The following is a 20236-nucleotide window of genomic DNA, read 5'->3' as shown; positions in this document are numbered from 1 at the left end:
AGGCAAATGCCGGTCTCGCAAAGGAGGACGATTCGAAATGGCGAACGTATCGCTTGTGGAACATGACGCCGCCGAACAGGTATGGCTGCTGCCGGAAGTACTGCATGGCAAGGACACTTCGAGCCCGGCGGACTTCCTGGCACTCGACCTGCTGCTCACACCTGCGGAGCGCAGCGAACGCGATGCCGTGAGGCAGTTCGTCGAAACAGAGCTGAAGCCCCATACACGGGATTGGTTCAAGACAAGGCCGCCCCTTCGCGAACTGACGAAGCTGTTCGGCCGGCACCGGATGTTCGGCAGATTGATCGGGGAATCTGCCGCCCGGATCCCGCCTGCAGTCTCGTTCGGCTTGCAGATGCTCGAGCTCGAAGCAGGCGACACCGCCTTTCGGCAGCTCGTTTCAACGCAAGACAACCTCGTGATGTTCGCGCTGGCCGAGTACGGTTCGCCGGACCAACGTTCGGAATGGTTGCCGCAGCTTGCCACAGGCGAGGCTGTCGGCTGCTTCGCGTTGACCGAGCCCAATGCCGGCAGCGATATCGCCGGCATGCAGACGGTGGCCCGGCGGGACGGTCCCGACTGGGTGCTGAATGGCAGCAAGCGCTGGATCACCAATGGCGTAGATGCAGACATTGCGATCGTCTGGGCGAAGACCGACGATGGGATTCGTGGCTTCGTCGTCCCGACCCGAACCACCGGCTTCAGCGCCGTCGACATCGGCGACAAGGTCGCGATGCGCCATTCCTCTTCCACGGAACTCAGCCTCTCCGACGTTCGGCTGCCGGCATCGGCGTTGCTTCCCCTTGCGCTTGGCCCACGCGCGCCCCTCTCCTGCACCAGCGAAGCGCGCTACGGGATTCTCTGGGGCGCGGCGGGAGCAGCGCGCGACTGCTTCCTCGCGGCACTGGAGCGATCGCTCGCGCGAACACAGTTCGGCCGTCCGCTGGCGAACTTCCAGCTCACACAGCAGCGCCTTGCGGTGATGTGTTCGAAGGTCGGCCACGCCACCATGCTCGCCATTCATCTCGGCCGCCTGAGAGAACAGGGGTGCGTGACGGCCGCGCAGCTCAGCCTGGGCAAGCTTCAGAACGTTCAGGCAGGTCTTGAGGTCGCACGTGAAGCCCGCGCCCTGCATGGCGGTGACGGCATTACTTTGGAATTTGCGCCGATCCGCCACATGATCAATCTCGAGGCTGTCTCGACATACGAAGGCACGCATGAAATTCATACGCTTGCCGTCGGACGCGCGCTGACCGGGATCGATGCGTTCCGTTGACGATTCCGTGGCCCGCCCGAAGCGAGCGATCGCAGGAGCCGGTCACGCCGCCTTGGCGGCGTGCTTGGCCTTGCGGAGCGCGTGACGGCGCCAGAGCGATCCGATCACCAGCACCACGATGATGCCGAGCACGGCGAGCGTGATTTCGCCGCCGCTGCCGCCATGGGCGAATTGCGGCGACATCCCGAGCGACGTCAGCCAGGAATCGAGCCTGGCGCCGAGCGAGCCGGCGAACAGCGCATCGAGCTTCGGATGCACCGCCGGATCGGTCGCGATCACGTCGCCGGCGATCCAGCCGAGCAGCGCGGCGCCTGCCCAGACCAGGATCGGCAACTTGGTGAGCAGCGCCATGATCAGCGCCGCGCCGGCAACGATCAAGGGAACGCTGATCGCAAGGCCGAGCACCAGCAGCGGCACGCTGCCATTGGCGGCAGCCGCCACCGCGATCACATTGTCGAGGCTCATCACGATGTCGGCGACGACGACGATCTGCACCGCGGCCCACAGATGCGAGGCCGCCTGCACGCCGTCCTCGTCCTCCTGCTCCGGTACCAGCAGCTTGGCGGCGATCACGATCAGCGCCAGTCCGCCGACCAGTTTCAGGAAGGGCAGCTCCATCAGGCTGGCGACGATGCCGGTGAAGATGACGCGCAGCAGCACCGCCGCGGCGGCACCGAGAATCATGCCCCACAGGCGCTGGCGCGGCGCGAGCCCGCGGCAGGCGAGCGCGATCACGAGCGCGTTGTCGCCCGACAGCAGGACATTGATCCAGATGATCTTGCCGACGGCGACCCAGAAGGTCGGCGTCGCCATCTCGTTCTTGAACTCGGTGAAGAACGCGCCGATGTACGCCGGATCAAAGATCTGCCACAGCCAGTCCACAGCGAGTCCTATTCGGCCTTGCGGCCGCCCCTGGCGGCGGTCGTCCGCCGCTCCCCAGTCTATTTCGACACGGTCTCCTCAAGGAGACCGTGTCACTTTCAGTTGTACGTCGTTAGCCGACGATCTCGTTACCAGCGAAGAACTGCGCGATCTCGATCACCGCGGTCTCCGGCGCATCCGAACCGTGCACCGAGTTCTCGCCGATCGACTTCGCATAGAGCTTGCGGATGGTGCCTTCGGCCGCCTTCGACGGATCGGTCGCGCCCATCACGTCGCGATACTTCAGGATGGCGCCCTCGCCTTCCAGCACCTGGACCACCACCGGGCCCGAGGTCATGAAGTCGACCAGCTCGCCGAAGAACGGGCGCGCCTTGTGGACGGCGTAGAAGGTCTCGGCCTGGCCGCGGGTCATGCGGATGCGCTTCTGCGCGACGACCCGCAGGCCCGCCTTCTCGATCACCGCATTGACCGCGCCGGTCAGGTTGCGCTCGGTGGCATCGGGCTTGATGATCGAAAAGGTGCGTTCAATCGCCATGATTTCGTCCTTGTAAACGGTGGCTGGGAGTTGCGGGGGCTTATATCGGCGCGATGGGGTAACGGCAAGCGACCCTGTGACGCGTTAGCCTTTAGTTTTGATGGATTTTCAAGACGAAAACCGCCATTCGCTCGGCCTTGGGGCCGCGACCGGCTCGCCCGGCTTACCGCGATTTCACCTAGGTGAACCCATTCTGTCAGCGCCGTGCCGCTGCCGTTCAGCTCCACCCGCATAGGCTCTCCACCGATCGGACGCCTTGCTGGCCCCCCATCCGCAAGCCTCACAGGACGTCTCGGGAAACGATGTCACCGCGGGCGCGCCGCGCGCGCCCATAGCTCGAGGAGACGATCATGTTACGCAAGATTTCGCTGGCCGCCATTGCCGCAATTTCGCTCGGCGCCGCCGCGCTCGCCCCGACCTCCGCCTCGGCATGGGGCGGTTGGCATGGCGGCTGGCACGGTGGATGGCACCACGGCTGGTGGGGTGGCCCGCGCGTCATCGTCGGTGGTCCGGCCTATTACGGCGGTTACGGATATGGCTACGGCGGCTGCTACGTGCGCCGCGTGGTGCCGACCCCGTGGGGTCCCCGCTGGCGCCTGGTCAACCGCTGCTACTGATCCATCTGGTCTCTATCGCCTGCTCCCCTGACTGACCTCAGCCCCGGCCTCGCGCCGGGGCTTTTTTCGTGTCCACCTGGGAACCCGGCGGCGCCACGCGCCCCACCACCTGAAGGCGAGAGTAAGGCAGAACGGAAACCAAATTCGGGGTCGCGACTTGTCATGGCGAGCATTGGCCGAACACGCGAGGTGGAACTCGCCAAGAAACATCCAAGAGATCTGCCGAGAGACCAGCCATGACGATGACAATGACCAAGATCGACAACGACGCCGATCAGATCGACCACAAGACCTGCCGTTACATCTGCGATGCCGTGGGTGAACGGCTTCAGCAGAGCATGCGGCCGGAGCCCGCGCTGTCGTCCCGCCTGCAACAGCTTCTCGACGAGATGCAACGACGGGAAGGCGATCATCACTAGTTGGCTTTGGGCTGACCGGCAGCCCAAACGCTCTTTCGGGGCCGTCGCCCGGACAGATTTTACCAACAGACGGGTTGCGTTTGGCAGCGGGTCCGGTGACAACGCTGCATGCTCTCCATCACTGACATCTCGGTCCGGATCGCCGGACGGCTGCTGATTGATCACAGTTCTGTGCAAATTGTGCCCGGAGCCCGCGTCGGATTTGTCGGCCGCAACGGCGTCGGCAAATCGACGCTGTTTCATGCCATCCGCGGCGACCTCCCGACCGAGAGCGGCAGCATCACGCTGCCGCCGCGCTGGCGGATCGGCAGCCTCGCGCAGGAAGCGCCGGACGGGCCGGAAAGTCTGATCAACGTCGTCCTGAAGGCCGATCTCGAGCGCGACGCGCTGTTGCGCGAGGCCGAGACCGCGCACGATCCGCATCGGATCGCCGAGATCCAGACCCGGCTGGTCGACATCGACGCCCACTCCGCTCCCGCCCGCGCCGCGGCGATCCTCTCCGGCCTCGGCTTCTCGACGTCAGACCAGGCGCGGCCCTGCGCGGAATTTTCCGGCGGCTGGCGCATGCGCGTGGCGCTGGCGGCGACGCTGTTCTCCGCGCCCGATCTCCTGCTGCTGGACGAACCGACCAACTATCTCGATCTCGAAGGCACGCTGTGGCTCGAGAACCATCTCGCCAACTATCCGCGCACAGTGATCGTGATTAGCCACGACCGCGATCTGCTCGACACCTCGGTCGATCAGATCCTGCATCTCGATCGCGGCAAGCTGACGCTCTACAAGGGCACCTACTCCTCGTTCGAGGAACAGCGCGCCGCGCGCGAGCTGCTCGACGCGAAGCACGCCAAGCGGCAGGCCGATGAGCGCAAGCGCCTGCAGGATTTCGTCGACCGCTTCAAGGCCAAGGCCTCCAAGGCCCGCCAGGCGCAGTCGCGCGTGAAGATGCTGGAACGGATGAAGCCGATCACCGCACTGGTGACCCAGGACGTCACGAGATCTCGTTCCCGGCGCCCGAGAAGCTGCTGTCGCCGCCGATCATCGCGGTCGATGACGTCTCGGTCGGCTACGAGCCGGGCAAGCCGGTGCTCAATCGCGTGACGCTGCGCGTCGATAGCGACGACCGCATCGCGCTGCTCGGCTCCAACGGCAACGGCAAGTCGACGCTGGTCAAGCTGTTGGCGGGCAAGCTCGCGCCGTTCTCGGGCAGGATCACCAAGGCCGACAAGCTCTCGGTCGGCTATTTCGCCCAGCACCAGGTCGACGAGCTCAATCTCGACGGCTCGCCCTATGATCACATCCGCAAGCTGATGCCCGAGGCGCCGGAGAGCAAGGTGCGCGGCCGGGTCGGCGCGATCGGCTTCTCCGGCAAGGCCGGCGACACGCTGGTGCGGAGCCTGTCGGGCGGCGAGAAGGCGCGGCTGCTGCTCGGGCTTGCCACGTTCTACGGCCCGAACATGATCATCCTCGACGAGCCGACCAACCATCTCGATATCGACAGCCGCGCGGCGCTGGCGGAGGCGATCAACGAATTCCCCGGCGCCATCATCATGGTCTCGCACGATCGCTATCTGATCGAAGCCTGCGCCGACCGGTTGTGGGTCGTGGCGAACCAGACCGTGACGGCCTATGACGGCGATCTCGACGAGTATCGCCGCATGATCCTGTCGGCCAATGACGGACGGACCGCCTCGCGCGAGCGCGCCAAGGAGATCGCCGCAAAGCCCGAGCGCATTCGCAATGAAAGGCGCGCCTCACCCCGCCAGCGGGTGACGCAAGCCGAGTCCGAGATCGAGCGCATCAACGGCATCATCGCCAAGATCGATACCGCGCTCGCGCTGCCCGATATCTTTACCCGCGATCCCAAGCAGGCTGCGCAGCTGACCAAGCGCGCGCCGGTGCCGAGAGCGCGCTGCAACGCGCCGAGGAAGAGTGGCTGGAGGCCAGCGCCGAACTCGACCAGGCCGCGAACTAGAGCATGATCCACCGGGCGGAGCCGCATGTTCGGTGTCGTCCCTGCGAAAGCAGGGACCCATAATCACCGATGGTCACTGTTGCGCGATCGTCGAACGACGAGTCCCGTCAGCCGCATCCGCCGCGGGGTATGGGTCCCTGCTCCCGTGCGTAATTGCGCACTAGGCTGGGACGACGTGTGGTGAAAAGCGTGGGCTCTCATCCTTCCGGTGTCACGCCCGCGCATGCAAGCATCGACCTGCCGCTGCGGCAAAAACGGCTCAACCGTTCGAGGTTGGCGCCGGCTTCTTCGGCTTCTTCTTCGCCGGCTTCGCGACCTTCGGCTCCGGCGCAGCATCGGGGCCGCGTTCGACGGACGTAAGGCGCCCGCCGGAGAACGTATAGATGCCGGCGCGTGCGCCACGCGACCAGGTCACGACCGCGACGCGTTCGCCGCCAGGTCCGTTCGACAGGTTCACGCTATCGGGGGCGCCGATGCCGCGCACGACGTCGCATTCGGTGTGACCAAGCGCGACACTGCCGCCGGTCGGCTGCGGCGGCGGTGCACCGCCGGCCTGTGCATTCGCATCGGCAGCGCCCGGTGGGGGCGCCATGCCTGGACAGCTGCCGTCGGCGCTGACGAGGTCGTCATTGGTGACCGGCTTGTCCGGCGTGAGCGGCGGCGATTCGATCGAGATGTTGCGGATGAACACCCGTCCGGGCCGCGAGAACCAGTCGGCGTCGCGCGAGAAAATGTCGGACGCGCTCGAGCAACCGGCAAGGCCAGGTGCAAGCACCAGCAAGGCCAGCAACGACTTCCGACTGAATGTTCCGTCTCGCACGATCGACAAGGCTCCTAACCCCTCTACCTAAGGGGTTGTCCGAACATCACTTTGCGGCATGACCGTGACCCGCCCCGGGAAACGTCGAATTATCATTAATTAGTCGATATCGCTATTGGCGCCGCTGCCAACGTCCCCGCTCGTCGGTCTGCCAATAGGTGACCTCGAAGCCCCGTGACTTGCAGGCGGTCCAGCTCGCCCTCGCCGCGGCCACGGCGTCGGGATCGTCGCCGTTGAACACGAGGACCACCCGCTCGTAGCTGTCGCAGTCGGCCGGCAGCGCCGCGTTGTCGACCAGGAAACGGACGTTGGCCCGGTTCGGATTATCTTCCTCGATCGACAGGAGGATGGGCTGGTCCTGCGCATCGGCAACGCGCGCACTGGCGTGCGGCAGGAACGAATCGTCGCTGTAGGTCCACAGATGCGCGTCGAGCGCCTCGGCGCGCTCCTGTGACGTCGATTGCACGACCACCCGCCAGCCGCGCTCGAGCGATTTCTCGAGCAGCGGCGGCAACACGCTCTCCAGCGTCATGTTCTGCAGATGGTAGAACAGAACCTCGGTCATGCGCGGGCCGACACTCTCTTACTTCCTGGCTTCGTAATACTCGGAAACCAGCCGATCGAGCAGCCGGACGCCGTAACCCGAACCCCAGCTCTGATTGATCTCGGTCTTCGGCGCGCCCATCGCGGTGCCGGCGATGTCGAGATGGGCCCAGGGCGTGCCGTCGACGAAGCGCTGCAGGAATTGCGCTGCGGTGATCGAGCCGCCGTTGCGGCCGCCGGTGTTCTTCATGTCGGCGAATTGCGAGTCGATCTGCTTGTCGTATTCGGGACCGAGCGGCATACGCCACACCTTCTCCCCGGTCTCCAGGCCGACCTTCGCGAGGCGCTCGGCGAGCTCGTCATTGTTGGAGAACAGGCCGGCGTGATCAGTGCCGAGCGCGACCATGATCGCGCCGGTCAGCGTCGCGAGATCGACCATGAACTTCGGCTTGCACTTCTTGGCGACGTACCAGAGCACGTCGGCGAGCACGAGACGCCCCTCGGCGTCGGTGTTGATGATCTCGATGGTCTGGCCGGACATCGAGGTGACGATGTCGCCGGGACGCTGCGCATTGCCGTCGGGCATGTTCTCGACAACACCGATGGCGCCGACCGCGTTGACGCGGGCCTTGCGCGCGGCAAGCGCGTGCATCAGCCCGACCACGCAGGCCGCGCCGCCCATGTCGCCCTTCATATCCTCCATGCCGCCGGCCGACTTGATCGAGATACCGCCGGTGTCGAAGCAGACGCCCTTGCCAACGAACGCGACCGGCGCCTCGCTCTTCTTTCCGCCGTTCCAGCGCATGATCACGGTGCGGCTGGGCCGTACCGAGCCCTGCCCGACGCCGAGCAGCGCGCCCATGCCGAGCTTGGTCATCGCCTTGACGTCAAGGACCTCGACGGTGACGCCGAGCTTGCGGAGCTGGCTGGCGCGGCGCGCGAACTCCTCGGGGTACAGCACGTTCGGCGGCTCGTTGACGAGCTCACGCGCGAGATTGACGCCGTCGACGATCGACGATTCCGGCGCGAACGCCTTCTTTGCAGACGCGACGTCGTCGACCGCGATCGAGACCTCGGCCCGCACGGTGCCGTCATCGCCGTCCTTCTTCTTGGTCTTGTAACGATCGAACTTGTAGGCGCGCAGGCGGATGCCGGTGGCAATCGTGGCAGCCTGGGCGCCGGTCATTGCAGCATCGGGCAGTTCCGCGAGGACGGTCATCGCGGCGCTGCCGGCATTGAGCTTGCCGGCCGCCACGCCGCCGAATTTGAGAAGATCCTTCTCCTTGAGGTCGGCCGCCTTTCCGGTGCCGATCACGATCAGCCGATCGACCTTGATTCCCTCCGGCGCCAGGATGTCCAGGGCTGCCCCACTCTTGCCCTTGAACTGGTTGGCGGCGGCAGCCCGCTTGACCGTCTCCGCGGCGGCTCCCAGCACCTTCTTTGTGGCAGTCCCCAACTTCAATTGCTCGTCGCAAAAGGCGACCAGGATGCCGCGAGCGGACGCGGAGAACGGGACAAAGCCGACCTTGACGGCGTCGGACATAGGAAAATCCTCCAGAACTCAGGGTGTTGCTCGGACCTGAGGCGGTCCTTTCGGCACGCGGGGGTGAGCATTGCGATGGCGGTCCGGAACGTCCCCGGACCGGGCTTGTGACACACTATGACCTGCCGGCTGCGCCGCTGCCAAGCGCCGGAGTGGCCGGAAGGCCACAAAAGCGATTAATTAACCATAAATTAAGCGCGCCTTGGCGCGGCCATTTTGTTGACGGATCAAAGGGATGGTAGTGAGACTGTGAACAGTGAGTGAGCCGGACGGATCCGCGGCTCGACCATAGGGGAACCCGGGTTGACGGGATTGGTCGAAAGCCGTGCGTTTGGTTGCGCGAAGGGGGACGTAGGGGTCGTGCGGTAGCGATGGGGTCGGTCGACAAGTACATCTTCAAAACGACGCTGGCGTCGTTTGCGCTTGTCCTGGTCAGCCTCACCGGGGTGATCTGGATTACCCAGGCGTTGCGCGGCATCGACCTGATGACCAGCCAGGGTCAGACCATCCTCACCTTCCTCGGCATCACCGGGCTCGTGATCCCTGCCCTCGTGCTGATCATCGCCCCGATCGCGCTGATGATCGCGATCTCGCACACACTGAACAAGCTCGCGACCGATTCCGAGATCATCGTGATGAACGCTGCCGGCTTCTCGCCGTTCCGGCTGTTCTACCCGTTCTTCTATGCCACCTGTGTGGTCGCGGCGCTGGTCGCCTTCATCGGCGCCTATCTCGCCCCCGACGGCATGCGCCGGATCAAGCAGTGGGATGCCGAGATCACCGCCGACGTCCTGACCAACATCCTGCAGCCCGGCCGCTTCGCCCAGCTCGACCAGAACCTGACGATTCGAATCCGCGAGCGCCTGCCCGGTGGCGTACTCGGCGGCGTCTTCGTCGACGATCGCCGCGATCCGCAGCAGCGCGTCACTATCGTCGCCGACCACGGCACCGTGCTGAAGAACGAAAGCGGCTCATATCTGGTGCTGGAGGACGGCAATCTCGAGCGATTCGAGGTCGGCAAGCGCGATCCGACGCTGGTGGTGTTTCAGCGCTATGCGTTCGACATGTCGAAATTCTCGCAAGGGCGCGACGTCACGCTCGGAATTCGCGAGCGCTACCTGTGGGAGCTGATGTGGCCGGACGAGCACGATCAGACCTATCAGCAGCTGTCAGGCCAGTTCTTCGCGGAGCTGCATGATCGCTTCATGGCGCCGATCTATCCGTTTGCGTTCGCGGCCCTCACCTTTGCCTTCCTCGGCGCGCCGCGCACCACGCGGCAAAGCCGCAACTTCTCGATCGGTGGCTCGGTGTTTGCGGTGTTCGGCCTGCGCATGGTCGGATTCGCCTGCTCGGTGATGGCGGTGAAGACGCCGATCGCGGCACTGGTGCAATATCTGATGCTGTTCGCCGGCATCGGCATCGGCCTCTGGATGATTATCGGCGGCGTCGTCGTCGAGCCGCCGCCGCGGCTGCTGGAAGCCATCAACAGGAACAACGAGCGCATTGCGCGGCTGTTCCGGAGGCCGGCAACCGCATGAGCATGGTCACAAATACGCTCGGGCGCTATTTCGCCGGCCGATTCGTGATCGCGGCGGTCGGCGTGTTCGCGGGCATCTTCGTGCTGCTCGTGCTGGTCGATTACATCGAGATGGTGCGCAAGACGTCCGGCCTCGTCGGCGCCTCCGCCATCACCGTCGCCGAGACCTCGCTGTTCCGCGTGCCGCAACTGCTCGAAAAGCTGATGCCGTTCTGCGTGCTGATCGGCGCGATGACCTGCTATCTCGCGTTGTCGCGGCGGCTGGAGCTCGTCGTGGCGCGCGCCGCCGGCGTCTCGGCCTGGCAATTCATCTCGCCGGCACTGGCCAGCGCGATCGTGCTCGGCATCTTTGCGACCACCGCCTACAATCCGATGTCGGCCAATCTGCGCGAGCTCTCGAAACGGATGGAAGCAGAACTGTTCGGCTCGGCGCCGGGCGGCGGCATTCAGGACGCGTCGGGCTTCTGGCTCAACCAGATCAATGACGAGGGCCAGGCGATCATCAATGCGGCCCGCAGCGAGCAGCAGGGCGTGCGGCTGACCGGCCTGACGGTGTTCCGATTCGATACGGCGTTGCAGTTCAAGGAGCGAATCGAGGCGCGCGAAGCGACGCTCGAAGAAGGCCGCTGGGTGTTCACGGGAGTACGCCGATACACCCTCGACAAGGCTCCGGTGGATCAGGACACCTTCTATCTGACCACGACTCTCACCCCGGCACAGGTGCGCAACAGTTTCTCCACCCCCGAAACTGTGTCCTTTTGGCAACTGCCGAACTACATCCGCTCGTCGGAGAGCTCAGGGTTCGCGACGCTGGCTATCGCTTGCAGTATCACAAGCTCATCGCACAGCCGTTTTTGCTGGCTGCGATGGTGATGTTGGCGGCTTCTGTGAGCCTCCGCTTCTTTCGGATGGGCGGCGTGCAGAAGATGGTTTTGAGTGGCGTGGGCGCAGGCTTTCTGCTCTACGTGCTGTCGAAAGTAACTGAAGATTTGAGCAAGGCTGAGTTGATGCATCCCATCGCTGCGGCGTGGTTGCCCGTCGTCGTGGGTAGCCTCACCGGTTTCTTAGCCTTGCTGTACCAGGAGGACGGGTAGTGGCTAGTGTCGCCGCCCGCCAGTTGATGTCGCCTGCATTCGGGCGGCGCAGTGCCCTGCGCCGTCAACGGAGCCGCATGGCCGCGTTTGGCGTTTCGATTTCCGCTCTCCTCGCCGCGTTCGTCGTGGTCAGCGCGCTCGACGTCGTCGCGTCGACGCCGGCCGCCGCGCAGGCGTTCACCTACAATCCGCGTCCGCCGAAGCCGCCCCGCCCGCCGGCCAAGAATGACGGGCAGATGCTCGTTCAGGCGACCGAGGTCGATTACGACTACAACAACTCGCGCATCTCGGCCGTCGGCAACGTCCAGATGTTCTACAACGGCACCAGCGTCGAGGCCGACAAGGTCATCTACGACCAGAAGACCAAGCGTCTTCATGCCGAAGGCAACATCCGCATGACCGATGCGGAAGGCAAGATCACCTACGCCAACATCCTGGATCTCAGCGACGACTACCGCGACGGCTTCGTCGATTCGCTGCGCGTCGACACCGAGGACCAGACTCGCATGGCGGCGACTCGCGCCGATCGGTCGAGCGGCAATTACACGGTGTTCGACAACGGCGTTTATACCGCCTGCGCACCCTGTAAGGATGATCCGAAGAAGCCGCCGCTCTGGCAGGTCAAGGGCGCGCGCATCATCCATGACCAGACCGAGAAGATGCTCTATTTCGAGAACGCCCAGCTCGAGTTCTTCGGCGTTCCGATGGCGTATCTGCCCTACTTCTCGACGCCCGATCCGACCGTGAAGCGCAAGAGCGGCTTCCTGATGCCGGGCTTCACCAGCTACACGGCGTTCGGCTACGGCGTCGAAATCCCCTATTATTGGGCGATCGCGCCTGACATGGACGCGACCTTCAATCCGCGCATCACGTCCAAGCAGGGCGTGCTGATGCAGACCGAATTCCGCCAACGCTTTGCGGACGGCTCCTATCAGATCCGGCTCTATGGCATCGACCAGCTCGACCAGAAACAATTTGCCGGCCAGCCGGGCGACCGCCAGTTCCGCTGGGGCGTCGACACCAAGGGCCAGTTCGCGCTGAACGACAAATGGGTCTGGGGCTGGGACGGCGTCCTGCTGTCCGACTACTTCTTCATGTCCGACTACCGGCTCGCCCAGTACAAGGACCCGTTCGGTTCGTTCCTGTCGCTGCCGACGGAAGCGATCTCGCAGCTCTATCTGACCGGGGTCGGCAACCGCAGCTTCTTCGATGCGCGCGCGATCTATTATCTCAGCTACTCGGGTAACCAGAACCAGGTCCCGGTGGTCGCGCCCGTCATCGACTACAACAACGTGATCAACAGCAATATCCTGGGCGGCGAGTTCAGCTACAAGATGAACTTCGTCAACCTGACCCGCGAAACCGCGGTGTTCGATCCGATCACGACGACTGCCAACACCAACAGCCTGTGCCTGACGACATCGGCCGATCCGATGGCGCGCACACCGTCGCAGTGCCTGCTGCGCGGCATGCCGGGCACCTACACCCGACTGACGGCCGAGGCGCAGTGGCGTAAGTCCTACACCGACCCGTTGGGCCAGATTTGGACGCCGTTCGCCAGCATCCGTGCCGATGCGATCAACGCCGACGTCTCGAACCAGCCGGGCGTTTCCAACTACCTGCCGGTCGGCGACACCCAGACGGTTCGCCTGATGCCGACCGTCGGCCTCGAATACCGCTACCCGTTCATCAATGTGCAGCCGTGGGGCACGACCACCGTCGAGCCGATTGCGCAGGTCATCATCCGGCCGAACGAACCCAATGCCGGCAAGCTTCCGAACGAGGACGCGCAGAGCCTGGTGTTCGACACATCGAACCTGTTCTCGGTCGACAAGTTCTCCGGCTACGACCGCGTCGAAGGCGGTAGCCGCGCCAATGTCGGCGTGCAGGCCACCACGCAGTTCGATCGCGGCGGCAGCATCAAGGCGATGTTCGGACAGTCCTACCAGATGTTCGGGCTGAACTCGTTCGCGGTCGCCGACGTCACCAACACCGGCGTCGATTCCGGTCTGCAGAACCCGCGCTCGGACTATGTCGCGAGCCTCGCCTATTCGCCCAACCGCACCTATACGTTCAGCGTCCGCACGCGGATGGATGAGGCGACCTGGAACATCAATCGGTTCGAGGCCACGGCGGCCGCGAATTTCGACCGCTGGTCGGTGGCCGTGACGTATGGCGACTACGCAGCGCAGCCGGAACTCGGCTACCTGACGCGCCGCGAGGGCATCCTTACCAGCGGCTCGATCAAGGTGGCGTCGAACTGGGTGGTCCAGGGTGCGGCGCGCTGGGACCTTGAAGCGAACAAGATCAACCAGTATGCCTTGGGCGCGGGCTATGTGGACGACTGCTTCGTGTTGGCTGCCAACTATGTCACGTCCTATACCTACCAGGCCGGTTCGCAGCCGCCCGTCCTCAGCCACGCGATCATGTTCCAGATCGGGCTGCGGACGATCGCCCAGACCTCCACGACCAGCAGTTCGGCTGGCATGCAGTAGCAGTGAGGGCCTATCAGGGGGGCTTGTATTGCCGCGGGCCTGTGGCCCCGGCTTGAATTGGTTTAAACGGCTGACATGACCATACCAACGACCGCTAGCTCGCCAACGCGCCTCCATTCTTTCGTGTTGAGTTCCCTGCTGGCTCTTTTCCTTCTGCTCGGGGGCGGTGCGCGCCTGCACGCCCAGACCATCGCCGTGATGGTCAATGGCGAACCCATTACCAATTACGACATCGAGCAGCGCGCCAAGCTGAACGCCCTGACCGGCGGCAAGGCGCCCGATCGAAAGGTCATCCTCGACGAGCTGATCGACGAGAAGCTGAAGATCAAGGAAGCCAAGAAGTTCGGCGTCGACCCCACTGCCAACGACATCGAACAGTCCTATGGCGGCATGGCGCAGCGGATGCGGCTGAACAACGATCAGCTGACCAAGGTCCTCGAGAGCAAAGGCATCCGCCCCGATACGCTCAAGCAGCGCATCAGGGCCGACATGGTCTGGACCAGCCTTGTCCGTGGCCGTTTCAAGGAAAGCCTGCAGGTTGGCGAAAAGGACGTCGCCACCGCGGTCAAGGAGACCGGCGACGCCCCCGACGCCGAAGCATTCGAGTACAGGATGCAGCCGGTCGTTCTGATTGTGCCCCGCGGCTCGCCGCAATCCGAGTTCGAGGCCCGTCGCAAGGAAGCGGATTCCCTGCGCGAGCGCGTGACCAGTTGCGAGGAAGCCAACACGTTCTTCAAGTCGATGCGCAACGCCGCGATCCGCGAGATCGTCGTGAAGACGTCGGCGGATCTGCCGCAGGCGCTGCGCGACATCCTGGACAAGACCCCGGTCGGCCACCTCACCCCGCCCGAGCTCACCAAGCAGGGCATCGAGATGGTCGCCCTTTGCGGCCGGAAGGCGACCACCGTGGACACGCCCAAGAAGCGTGAAATGCGGGACAAGATGTACGTGCAGAAGTACGAGGCGAAGTCGAAGGCCTACCTGCAGGAAGTCCGGAAAGCCGCGATGATCGAATATCCAGGCGGGCGGTGATCGACTATCGTTGACGCATGGCTCAACCTCTCGCACTGACATCCGGCGAGCCCGCAGGCATCGGCCCCGACATCACGCTCGCCGCATGGCTGCGCCGCCGCGAACTCGATCTGCCGCCGTTCTACCTGCTTGGTGACCGCGCCTCGCTGGCCGAACGCGCCAAGGCGCTCGGAGTTGCGGTGGAGCTTGCCGAGGTCAAGGCCGAGGAGGCCTCCGCGACGTTTGAACGGGCCCTCCCCGTGGTTGCGACCGGCAAGGCGGCGACGGCGCGACCGGGCCAGCCGGACGCGACCAGCGCCGACGCCGCGCTGGCATCGATCCGTCAGGCCGTCGCCGATGTCGCCGCCGGCAAGGCCAGCGCCGTCGTCACCAACCCGATCGCCAAGAACGTGCTGTACCGCGCCGGCTTCCGTCATCCCGGCCACACTGAATTCCTCGCCGAGCTTGCCGCGCGCGGCGGAGCCGCACCGCAGCCGGTGATGATGCTGTGGTCGCCGGCGCTCGCCGTCGTCCCGGTGACGATCCACGTTTCGGTGCGCGAGGCGCTGGCACAATTATCGACCGACCTGATCGTCTCGACCGCGCGATCGTGGTCGCCGACATGAAGGCGCGGTTCGGCCTCGCCTCGCCGCGGCTTGCTGTCGCCGGCCTCAATCCGCATGCCGGCGAAGACGGCACGCTCGGCATGGAAGATGTCGAGATCGTCGCGCCCGCGGTCGAGATCCTGCGCCGCGACGGCATTGCCGTCCGGGGTCCGCTGCCGGCCGACACCATGTTCCACGCCGCGGCGCGAAAGACCTATGACTGCGCGCTCTGCATGTATCACGACCAGGCGCTGATCCCGATCAAGACCGTCGCGTTCGAGGACGCCGTCAACGTCACGCTCGGCCTGCCCTTCGTCCGGACGTCGCCCGATCACGGCACCGCCTTCGACATCGCCGGCACCGGCAAGGCCAATCCCTCGAGCCTGATCGCCGCGCTGCGGCTCGCCGCGCGGATGGCCGCGGCTTCAAGCTGAGTGAGCACGATCGACGATCTGCCGCCGCTGCGCGACATCATTCGCGAGCATTCGCTGTCGGCGCGCAAATCGCTCGGGCAAAACTTCCTGCTCGATCTCAATCTCACCGCACGGATCGCCCGCGCCGCGGGTCCGCTGGAAGACTGCACCGTGATCGAGGTCGGGCCCGGCCCCGGTGGACTGACCCGCGCGCTGCTTGCGATGGGCGCCAGGCGCGTGATCGCGATCGAGCGCGACGAACGGGCCCTTGCTGCGCTCGACTACATCGTCAAGCGCTATCCCGGCCGCATCGAGATCGTGCATGGCGATGCGCAGCATTTCGATCCGCGTCCCTTGCTCGATGGCGGCAAGGCCAAGATCGTCGCCAACCTGCCCTACAACATCGCAACCCAGCTTTTGGTCGACTGGCTGTCGATCGAGCCGTGGCCGCCCTGGTACGACACCATGGTGCTGATGTTCCAGCGCGAGGTCGCCGAGCGCATCGTCGCCCAAGAAGACGAGGAGGCCTATGGCCGGCTCGCGGTGCTCGCCAACTGGCGCGCCGAGACCAAGATCCTGTTCGACATTTCGCCCGCGGCCTTCGTGCCGCAACCGAAGGCACGTCCTCGGTGGTCCGCCTGATCCCGCGCGCCGCGCCCGAGCCGTGCGACCGCCGCATGCTCGAGCAGGTCGCCGCCGCGGCCTTCGGCCAGCGCCGCAAGATGCTGCGCCAGAGCCTGAAATCGCTGTCGGTCGATCCGGCGCGGCTTGCTGCCGCAGCCGGTATCGACGCGACACGCCGCGCCGAGACCATTCCGGTCGCGGGCTTTGTTGCCATGGCGCGTGAATTGGCCGATATACGGTCCACAAAATAGAACATCAGGAGAAAACGTAATGGCGCGTATGGTTCGCCAATCCCTCGTCAAATTCGATGCACCGCTGTGCGAAACCATCGTGGACACGCCGAAGCCCCAGGGACGCGAAGTGCTCGTGCGCATCGAGCGCTGCGGCCTGTGCCATTCCGACCTCCACATCCAGGACGGCTACGCCGATCTCGGCGGCGGCAAGAAGCTCGACACCACCCGCGGCATGACGCTGCCCTTCACGCTCGGCCATGAGATCGCAGGCGTGGTCGACGAGGTCGGTCCGGAGGCGCCGAAGGATCTGGTCGGGACGAAGAAGGCGGTCTTCCCCTGGATCGGCTGCGGCCAGTGCCGCGACTGCCTCGCCGGCGACGAGAATCTCTGCGCCAAGCAACGCTTCCTCGGCGTCTCGATCGACGGCGGCTTCGCGACCCACGTGCTGGTGCCCGACGCAAAGTACCTGCTCGACTACGATCCGCTTCCGGTCAATCAGGCCGCCACGCTGATGTGCTCCGGCGTCACCGCCTATGGCGCGCTGAAGCGCCTGGTGGATCGTCCGCGTCAGCGCAATCTGCTGCTGATCGGCCTCGGCGGCGTCGGCATGATGGGCCTGTCGTTCGCGCAGGCGATGTTCAAGCAGCCGATCACGGTTGCCGATCTCAGCCCCGCGGCCCGCGAGACCGCGCTGAAGAACGGCGCCGCAGCCGCCTATGACCCGGCGGAGCCGGATGTCGTCAAGCGCATGCTGAAGGAGAGTGACGGCGGCTTCGACGGCGTCGTCGACTTTGCCGGCAACGAGAAGTCGATGGCATTCGCGGTCTCGACCGTCGCACGCGGCGGCAAGATCGTAGTGTCCGGACTGATGGGCGGCCAGTTCACGCTGCCGATGGTGCAGTGGGTCTACAAGCGCATGACCATCGAAGGCTTCATGGTCGGCACGCTGGCCGAAGGCCAGGAGTTGATGGCGCTCGCCCGCGCCGGCAAGATCAAGCCGACGCCGATGAAGGAAGAGCCGATGGCCGACGTCCAGAAATGGATCGACGAGTTGCGCGCCGGCAAGGTCGTGGGACGCATCGTTCTGAAGAATTAGCCAGGACGTCCCTCCGGCCTCGCCCGACAAAGATGGGGGAGGACGCGAATGAGGAAGAAACGTTCGACGATCCGGGCATGGGCGACGCTCGCGCTCGCCCTTGCCGTGACGCCGGCCCTTGCGCAGAAACGTTACGGGCCCGGCGTCACCGACAGCGAGATCAAGATCGGCACCACGACGCCCTATAGCGGTCCGGCGTCGGCCTATTCGGCCGGCGCGATCTCCATCACCGCCTATTTCGCGATGATCAACGATCAGGGCGGCGTCAACGGCCGCAAGATCAACTTCATCAGCCTCGACGATGCCTACAGCCCGCCGAAGACGGTCGAGCAGATCCGCCGCCTGATCGAGAGCGACGAGGTGCTGTTCCTCGTCAACCCGGTCGGCACCGCGCCCAACATGGCGGTGGTCAAATACATCAACCAGAAGCAAGTGCCGCATCTGTTCGTCGGATCCGGCGCTACGATCTTCAATGATCCCGAGCATTATCCGTGGACGATGAGCTGGACGCCGCATTACGCATCCGAAGGCGAGATCTACGCCAGGTACATCCTGTCGACACTGCCGGACGCCAGGATCGGCATCCTCGCGCAGAACGACGATCTTGGTCGCGACTACATACTCGGCTTCAAGCGCGGGCTCGGCGACAAGGCCGCGTCGATGATCGTGTCACAGCAGGCCTACAACACCAGCGATCCCACCGTGGATTCGCAGATCGTGTCGCTGAGGGCCGCGGGCGCCAACGTGCTGTTCATCGCCGCGGTGCCGAAATTCGCGGCGCAGGCGATCCGCAAGGCCTACGATATCGACTGGCACCCGCAGGAATTCCTCTCCAGCATCGGCTCTTCGATCGCGGGCGCGATCCGTCCCGCCGGCTTCGAGGCAGCCAAGGGCGTGATCTCCGCGGCCTATCAGAAAGACCCTGCTGATCCGCAGTGGAAGGACGATCCGGCCATGCAGGCCTGGAACGCGTGGATGGACAAGTACAACCCGCATGTCGACAAGAGCGACTACTACGCGCCCTACGGCTACAACATCGGCTACGCGGTGGTGCAGATCCTCAAGCAGTGCGGCAACGACCTGACGCGCGAGAACGTCATGAAGCAGGCCTCTCACCTCGACATGGAGCTGCCGCTGCTGCTGCCTGGTATCCGCCTGCGGACCTCGCCGACCGACCTGCGGCCGATCAAGCAGATGCGTCTGGTCCGCTTCAACGGCCAGCGCTACGTGCTGTTCAGCGACGTGCTCGAGAGCAACTAGACGTTCGCCGGGCGCAACCAACAGACCGGTTCCTCGGCCTCCGGCTCGCCGCAATTGCGACACGCCGCGAGCCCCAATTAAGCCCTACCCGCTCCGGATTTGCGGCGCATTGCGACCCAACTCTTTACCGAGATTGGCTGCACCAGCGTTTGCGTAAAAAAAGAAATACCGGGGACGTGTATGTCAAATCGTTCAGCGAAATTCGCTGCGGCGCTTGCCGCCAGCATCTTGGGGGGCGCCAGCTTCGGCGCCATGGCGCAGACCGCCGCCAATACCGCGAGCACCAATACGGCGAGTGCCAAGACGGCGGACACCTGTCAGGCCGCGCCGAAGGGTACCGCGCCGGCGGGAAGCCACTGGTTCTATCACCTCGACCGCAGCACCCAGAAGAAGTGCTGGTATCTCGGTGACGCCAGGAACAAGGTTGTCGCCAAGCCCGCCGCCACCGCGCAGCAACAGCCTGCGGCAGCCGCGCCGGACACCGCGACGGCCGACGCGGCGCCGCCACAGAGCCAGCCGGCGACCGTGGTACCGCCACCTGCGATGCGTAAATCCGTCGCCAATGCCCACGCCGAGTGGCCCTCGCCGCAGGCCCCTGCCGCGCCAGCCGCGAGCCCCGATGCCGGTCAAGCCGGCACCACGGCGGCGCCGGCCGATCCGGTCGCGACAGCGACGCCCGCCGGTACCGCGCCCCGCCGTCGGACGTGAACACCCGATGGCTGGATGCATCGAGCATGGCCGGAACCAATGGCACCCGGCACGCGGCAGATCAACCGACCGTGTCGCGCAGGCCGACGCGACGCCGCAACAGGCGGCCGCGCCAGCACCTGCCGCTCCCGTTTCGGCCGAGGCGTCCGTCGAGAAGTCCGCGTCCTCGACGCAAATGCTGCTGGTCGTGATGGTCGGCGCGCTGGCGCTCGCCGGCCTGGTCAGCGCGCTGGTGTTCCGCCTGACCCGCACGCGGACGAAGCCCTACCAGATCAGCGACGAGTGGCGGGCCCCCTGGGATTCGCTGCACACCGAGCCGGCGCCGCCGATGGCCGTCGTCAGTCGCGACCGTCCGCTGCGGCTGTCGGAGGCAGCGCCGCGCCGCGCCGAGACACCGGTTCCGCGCCGCGCCGAGACGTCGGCGCCGCGCCGCGGGACGGCACGTGATCCGGCGCAGACCGAACAAGACAACAAGCAGATCGCGGCGATGCTGCAGCGGCTGGCGCGCAGCGCGGCGAACTAGACCGCGCGCTGGAAGCAATGACTCGTGATG

The 20236-nt window shown here is 65.1% G+C and carries 15 protein-coding genes and 4 pseudogenes; 14 read left to right on the top strand and 5 right to left on the bottom strand.

Annotated features, from left to right (window positions below):
• Positions 1 to 37: 37 nt before the first annotated feature.
• Positions 38 to 1276 (top strand): acyl-CoA dehydrogenase family protein, encoded by a 1239-nt coding sequence (locus ALC15_RS13095; RefSeq protein WP_094193857.1) that lies wholly within the window; start codon positions 38 to 40, stop codon positions 1274 to 1276.
• A 42-nt stretch (positions 1277 to 1318) separates the two neighbouring features.
• On the opposite strand, the gene ALC15_RS13090 is transcribed toward ALC15_RS13095, so the two are convergent.
• Complete coding sequence (locus tag ALC15_RS13090; protein WP_050627572.1) at positions 1319 to 2158, bottom strand: TerC family protein; 840 nt, start codon at positions 2156 to 2158, stop codon at positions 1319 to 1321.
• A gap of 112 nt (positions 2159 to 2270) precedes the next feature.
• Positions 2271 to 2693, bottom strand: coding sequence for a nucleoside-diphosphate kinase (ndk, locus tag ALC15_RS13085; protein ID WP_016847423.1), 423 nt, complete (start codon positions 2691 to 2693; stop codon positions 2271 to 2273).
• A gap of 350 nt (positions 2694 to 3043) precedes the next feature.
• Between ndk and ALC15_RS13080 the strand changes: the two genes are divergently transcribed.
• The 3 genes and pseudogenes from ALC15_RS13080 to ALC15_RS13070 all read left to right on the top strand — a co-directional run bounded on the left by ALC15_RS13080 (position 3044) and on the right by ALC15_RS13070 (position 5701).
• Complete coding sequence (locus tag ALC15_RS13080; RefSeq protein ID WP_050627571.1) at positions 3044 to 3310, top strand: hypothetical protein; 267 nt, start codon at positions 3044 to 3046, stop codon at positions 3308 to 3310.
• Between the two features lie 248 nt (positions 3311 to 3558).
• Entirely contained in the window at positions 3559 to 3729 is a 171-nt protein-coding gene (locus ALC15_RS13075) for a hypothetical protein (protein ID WP_167350144.1), read from the top strand.
• 108 nt (positions 3730 to 3837) lie between these two features.
• Positions 3838 to 5701 (top strand): annotated as a pseudogene (locus ALC15_RS13070) (ABC-F family ATP-binding cassette domain-containing protein).
• A gap of 259 nt (positions 5702 to 5960) precedes the next feature.
• Here ALC15_RS13070 and ALC15_RS13065 read toward each other — a convergent pair.
• From ALC15_RS13065 to ALC15_RS13055, 3 genes are all read right to left on the bottom strand, one after another.
• The gene (locus ALC15_RS13065; protein WP_094193856.1) at positions 5961 to 6530 is read right to left on the bottom strand and encodes a hypothetical protein; all 570 of its coding nucleotides are present in this window, start codon (positions 6528 to 6530) and stop codon (positions 5961 to 5963) included.
• A 103-nt stretch (positions 6531 to 6633) separates the two neighbouring features.
• A complete protein-coding gene (locus tag ALC15_RS13060) occupies positions 6634 to 7086 on the bottom strand; it encodes a DNA polymerase III subunit chi (RefSeq protein WP_050627569.1) in 453 nt (150 codons plus the stop codon).
• A gap of 18 nt (positions 7087 to 7104) precedes the next feature.
• Complete coding sequence (locus ALC15_RS13055; protein WP_050627568.1) at positions 7105 to 8607, bottom strand: leucyl aminopeptidase; 1503 nt, start codon at positions 8605 to 8607, stop codon at positions 7105 to 7107.
• A gap of 371 nt (positions 8608 to 8978) precedes the next feature.
• Here ALC15_RS13055 and lptF point away from each other — a divergent pair, with 371 nt between their 5' ends.
• The 10 genes and pseudogenes from lptF to ALC15_RS13005 all read left to right on the top strand — a co-directional run bounded on the left by lptF (position 8979) and on the right by ALC15_RS13005 (position 20206).
• Positions 8979 to 10145: an LPS export ABC transporter permease LptF gene (gene lptF, locus ALC15_RS13050; protein WP_050627567.1), complete on the top strand. Its 1167-nt coding sequence runs from the start codon at positions 8979 to 8981 to the stop codon at positions 10143 to 10145.
• A pseudogene (gene lptG / locus ALC15_RS13045) lies at positions 10142 to 11238 on the top strand (LPS export ABC transporter permease LptG). Before lptF ends, lptG begins: the two are co-directional and overlap by 4 nt.
• 77 nt (positions 11239 to 11315) lie before the next feature.
• Positions 11316 to 13733 carry an LPS-assembly protein LptD gene (locus ALC15_RS13040; protein ID WP_050627566.1) on the top strand — a complete coding sequence of 806 codons (2418 nt, stop codon included), beginning with the start codon at positions 11316 to 11318 and terminating at the stop codon, positions 13731 to 13733.
• 75 nt (positions 13734 to 13808) lie between these two features.
• Complete coding sequence (locus tag ALC15_RS13035) at positions 13809 to 14765, top strand: SurA N-terminal domain-containing protein (protein WP_050627565.1); 957 nt, start codon at positions 13809 to 13811, stop codon at positions 14763 to 14765.
• Positions 14766 to 14782: 17 nt separating this feature from the next.
• Positions 14783 to 15783: pseudogene (pdxA, locus tag ALC15_RS13030) on the top strand (4-hydroxythreonine-4-phosphate dehydrogenase PdxA).
• Positions 15784 to 16637 (top strand): annotated as a pseudogene (gene rsmA, locus ALC15_RS13025) (16S rRNA (adenine(1518)-N(6)/adenine(1519)-N(6))-dimethyltransferase RsmA). It abuts the pseudogene before it with no gap.
• A gap of 19 nt (positions 16638 to 16656) precedes the next feature.
• Positions 16657 to 17715, top strand: a complete 1059-nt coding sequence (locus ALC15_RS13020; RefSeq protein WP_050627564.1) for an alcohol dehydrogenase — start codon at positions 16657 to 16659, stop codon at positions 17713 to 17715.
• A gap of 48 nt (positions 17716 to 17763) precedes the next feature.
• The gene (locus tag ALC15_RS13015; protein WP_050627563.1) at positions 17764 to 18975 is read left to right on the top strand and encodes an ABC transporter substrate-binding protein; all 1212 of its coding nucleotides are present in this window, start codon (positions 17764 to 17766) and stop codon (positions 18973 to 18975) included.
• 180 nt (positions 18976 to 19155) lie between these two features.
• A complete protein-coding gene (locus ALC15_RS13010) occupies positions 19156 to 19683 on the top strand; it encodes a hypothetical protein (RefSeq protein ID WP_050627562.1) in 528 nt (175 codons plus the stop codon).
• A 7-nt stretch (positions 19684 to 19690) separates the two neighbouring features.
• A complete protein-coding gene (locus ALC15_RS13005) occupies positions 19691 to 20206 on the top strand; it encodes a hypothetical protein (RefSeq protein WP_050627561.1) in 516 nt (171 codons plus the stop codon).
• The last annotated feature ends 30 nt before the right edge of the window (positions 20207 to 20236 follow it).

Source organism: Bradyrhizobium viridifuturi, assembly GCF_001238275.1.
Lineage (GTDB): Bacteria > Pseudomonadota > Alphaproteobacteria > Rhizobiales > Xanthobacteraceae > Bradyrhizobium > Bradyrhizobium viridifuturi.
This window is presented reverse-complemented; position numbering and strand designations above follow the sequence as displayed.

Excerpts from the sequence above, each read along its gene's own strand:
- ALC15_RS13015 (WP_050627563.1), top strand. The coding sequence starts at position 17,764 with ATGAGGAAGAAACGTTCGACGATCCGGGCATGGGCGACGCTCGCGCTC.
- ALC15_RS13005 (WP_050627561.1), top strand. The coding sequence starts at position 19,691 with ATGGCTGGATGCATCGAGCATGGCCGGAACCAATGGCACCCGGCACGC.
- ALC15_RS13055 (WP_050627568.1), bottom strand. The coding sequence starts at position 8,607 with ATGTCCGACGCCGTCAAGGTCGGCTTTGTCCCGTTCTCCGCGTCCGCT.
- ALC15_RS13035 (WP_050627565.1), top strand. The coding sequence starts at position 13,809 with ATGACCATACCAACGACCGCTAGCTCGCCAACGCGCCTCCATTCTTTC.
- ALC15_RS13010 (WP_050627562.1), top strand. The coding sequence starts at position 19,156 with ATGTCAAATCGTTCAGCGAAATTCGCTGCGGCGCTTGCCGCCAGCATC.
- ndk (WP_016847423.1), bottom strand. The coding sequence starts at position 2,693 with ATGGCGATTGAACGCACCTTTTCGATCATCAAGCCCGATGCCACCGAG.
- ALC15_RS13020 (WP_050627564.1), top strand. The coding sequence starts at position 16,657 with ATGGCGCGTATGGTTCGCCAATCCCTCGTCAAATTCGATGCACCGCTG.
- ALC15_RS13075 (WP_167350144.1), top strand. The coding sequence starts at position 3,559 with ATGACCAAGATCGACAACGACGCCGATCAGATCGACCACAAGACCTGC.
- ALC15_RS13095 (WP_094193857.1), top strand. The coding sequence starts at position 38 with ATGGCGAACGTATCGCTTGTGGAACATGACGCCGCCGAACAGGTATGG.
- ALC15_RS13080 (WP_050627571.1), top strand. The coding sequence starts at position 3,044 with ATGTTACGCAAGATTTCGCTGGCCGCCATTGCCGCAATTTCGCTCGGC.
- lptF (WP_050627567.1), top strand. The coding sequence starts at position 8,979 with ATGGGGTCGGTCGACAAGTACATCTTCAAAACGACGCTGGCGTCGTTT.
- ALC15_RS13060 (WP_050627569.1), bottom strand. The coding sequence starts at position 7,086 with ATGACCGAGGTTCTGTTCTACCATCTGCAGAACATGACGCTGGAGAGC.
- ALC15_RS13040 (WP_050627566.1), top strand. The coding sequence starts at position 11,316 with ATGGCCGCGTTTGGCGTTTCGATTTCCGCTCTCCTCGCCGCGTTCGTC.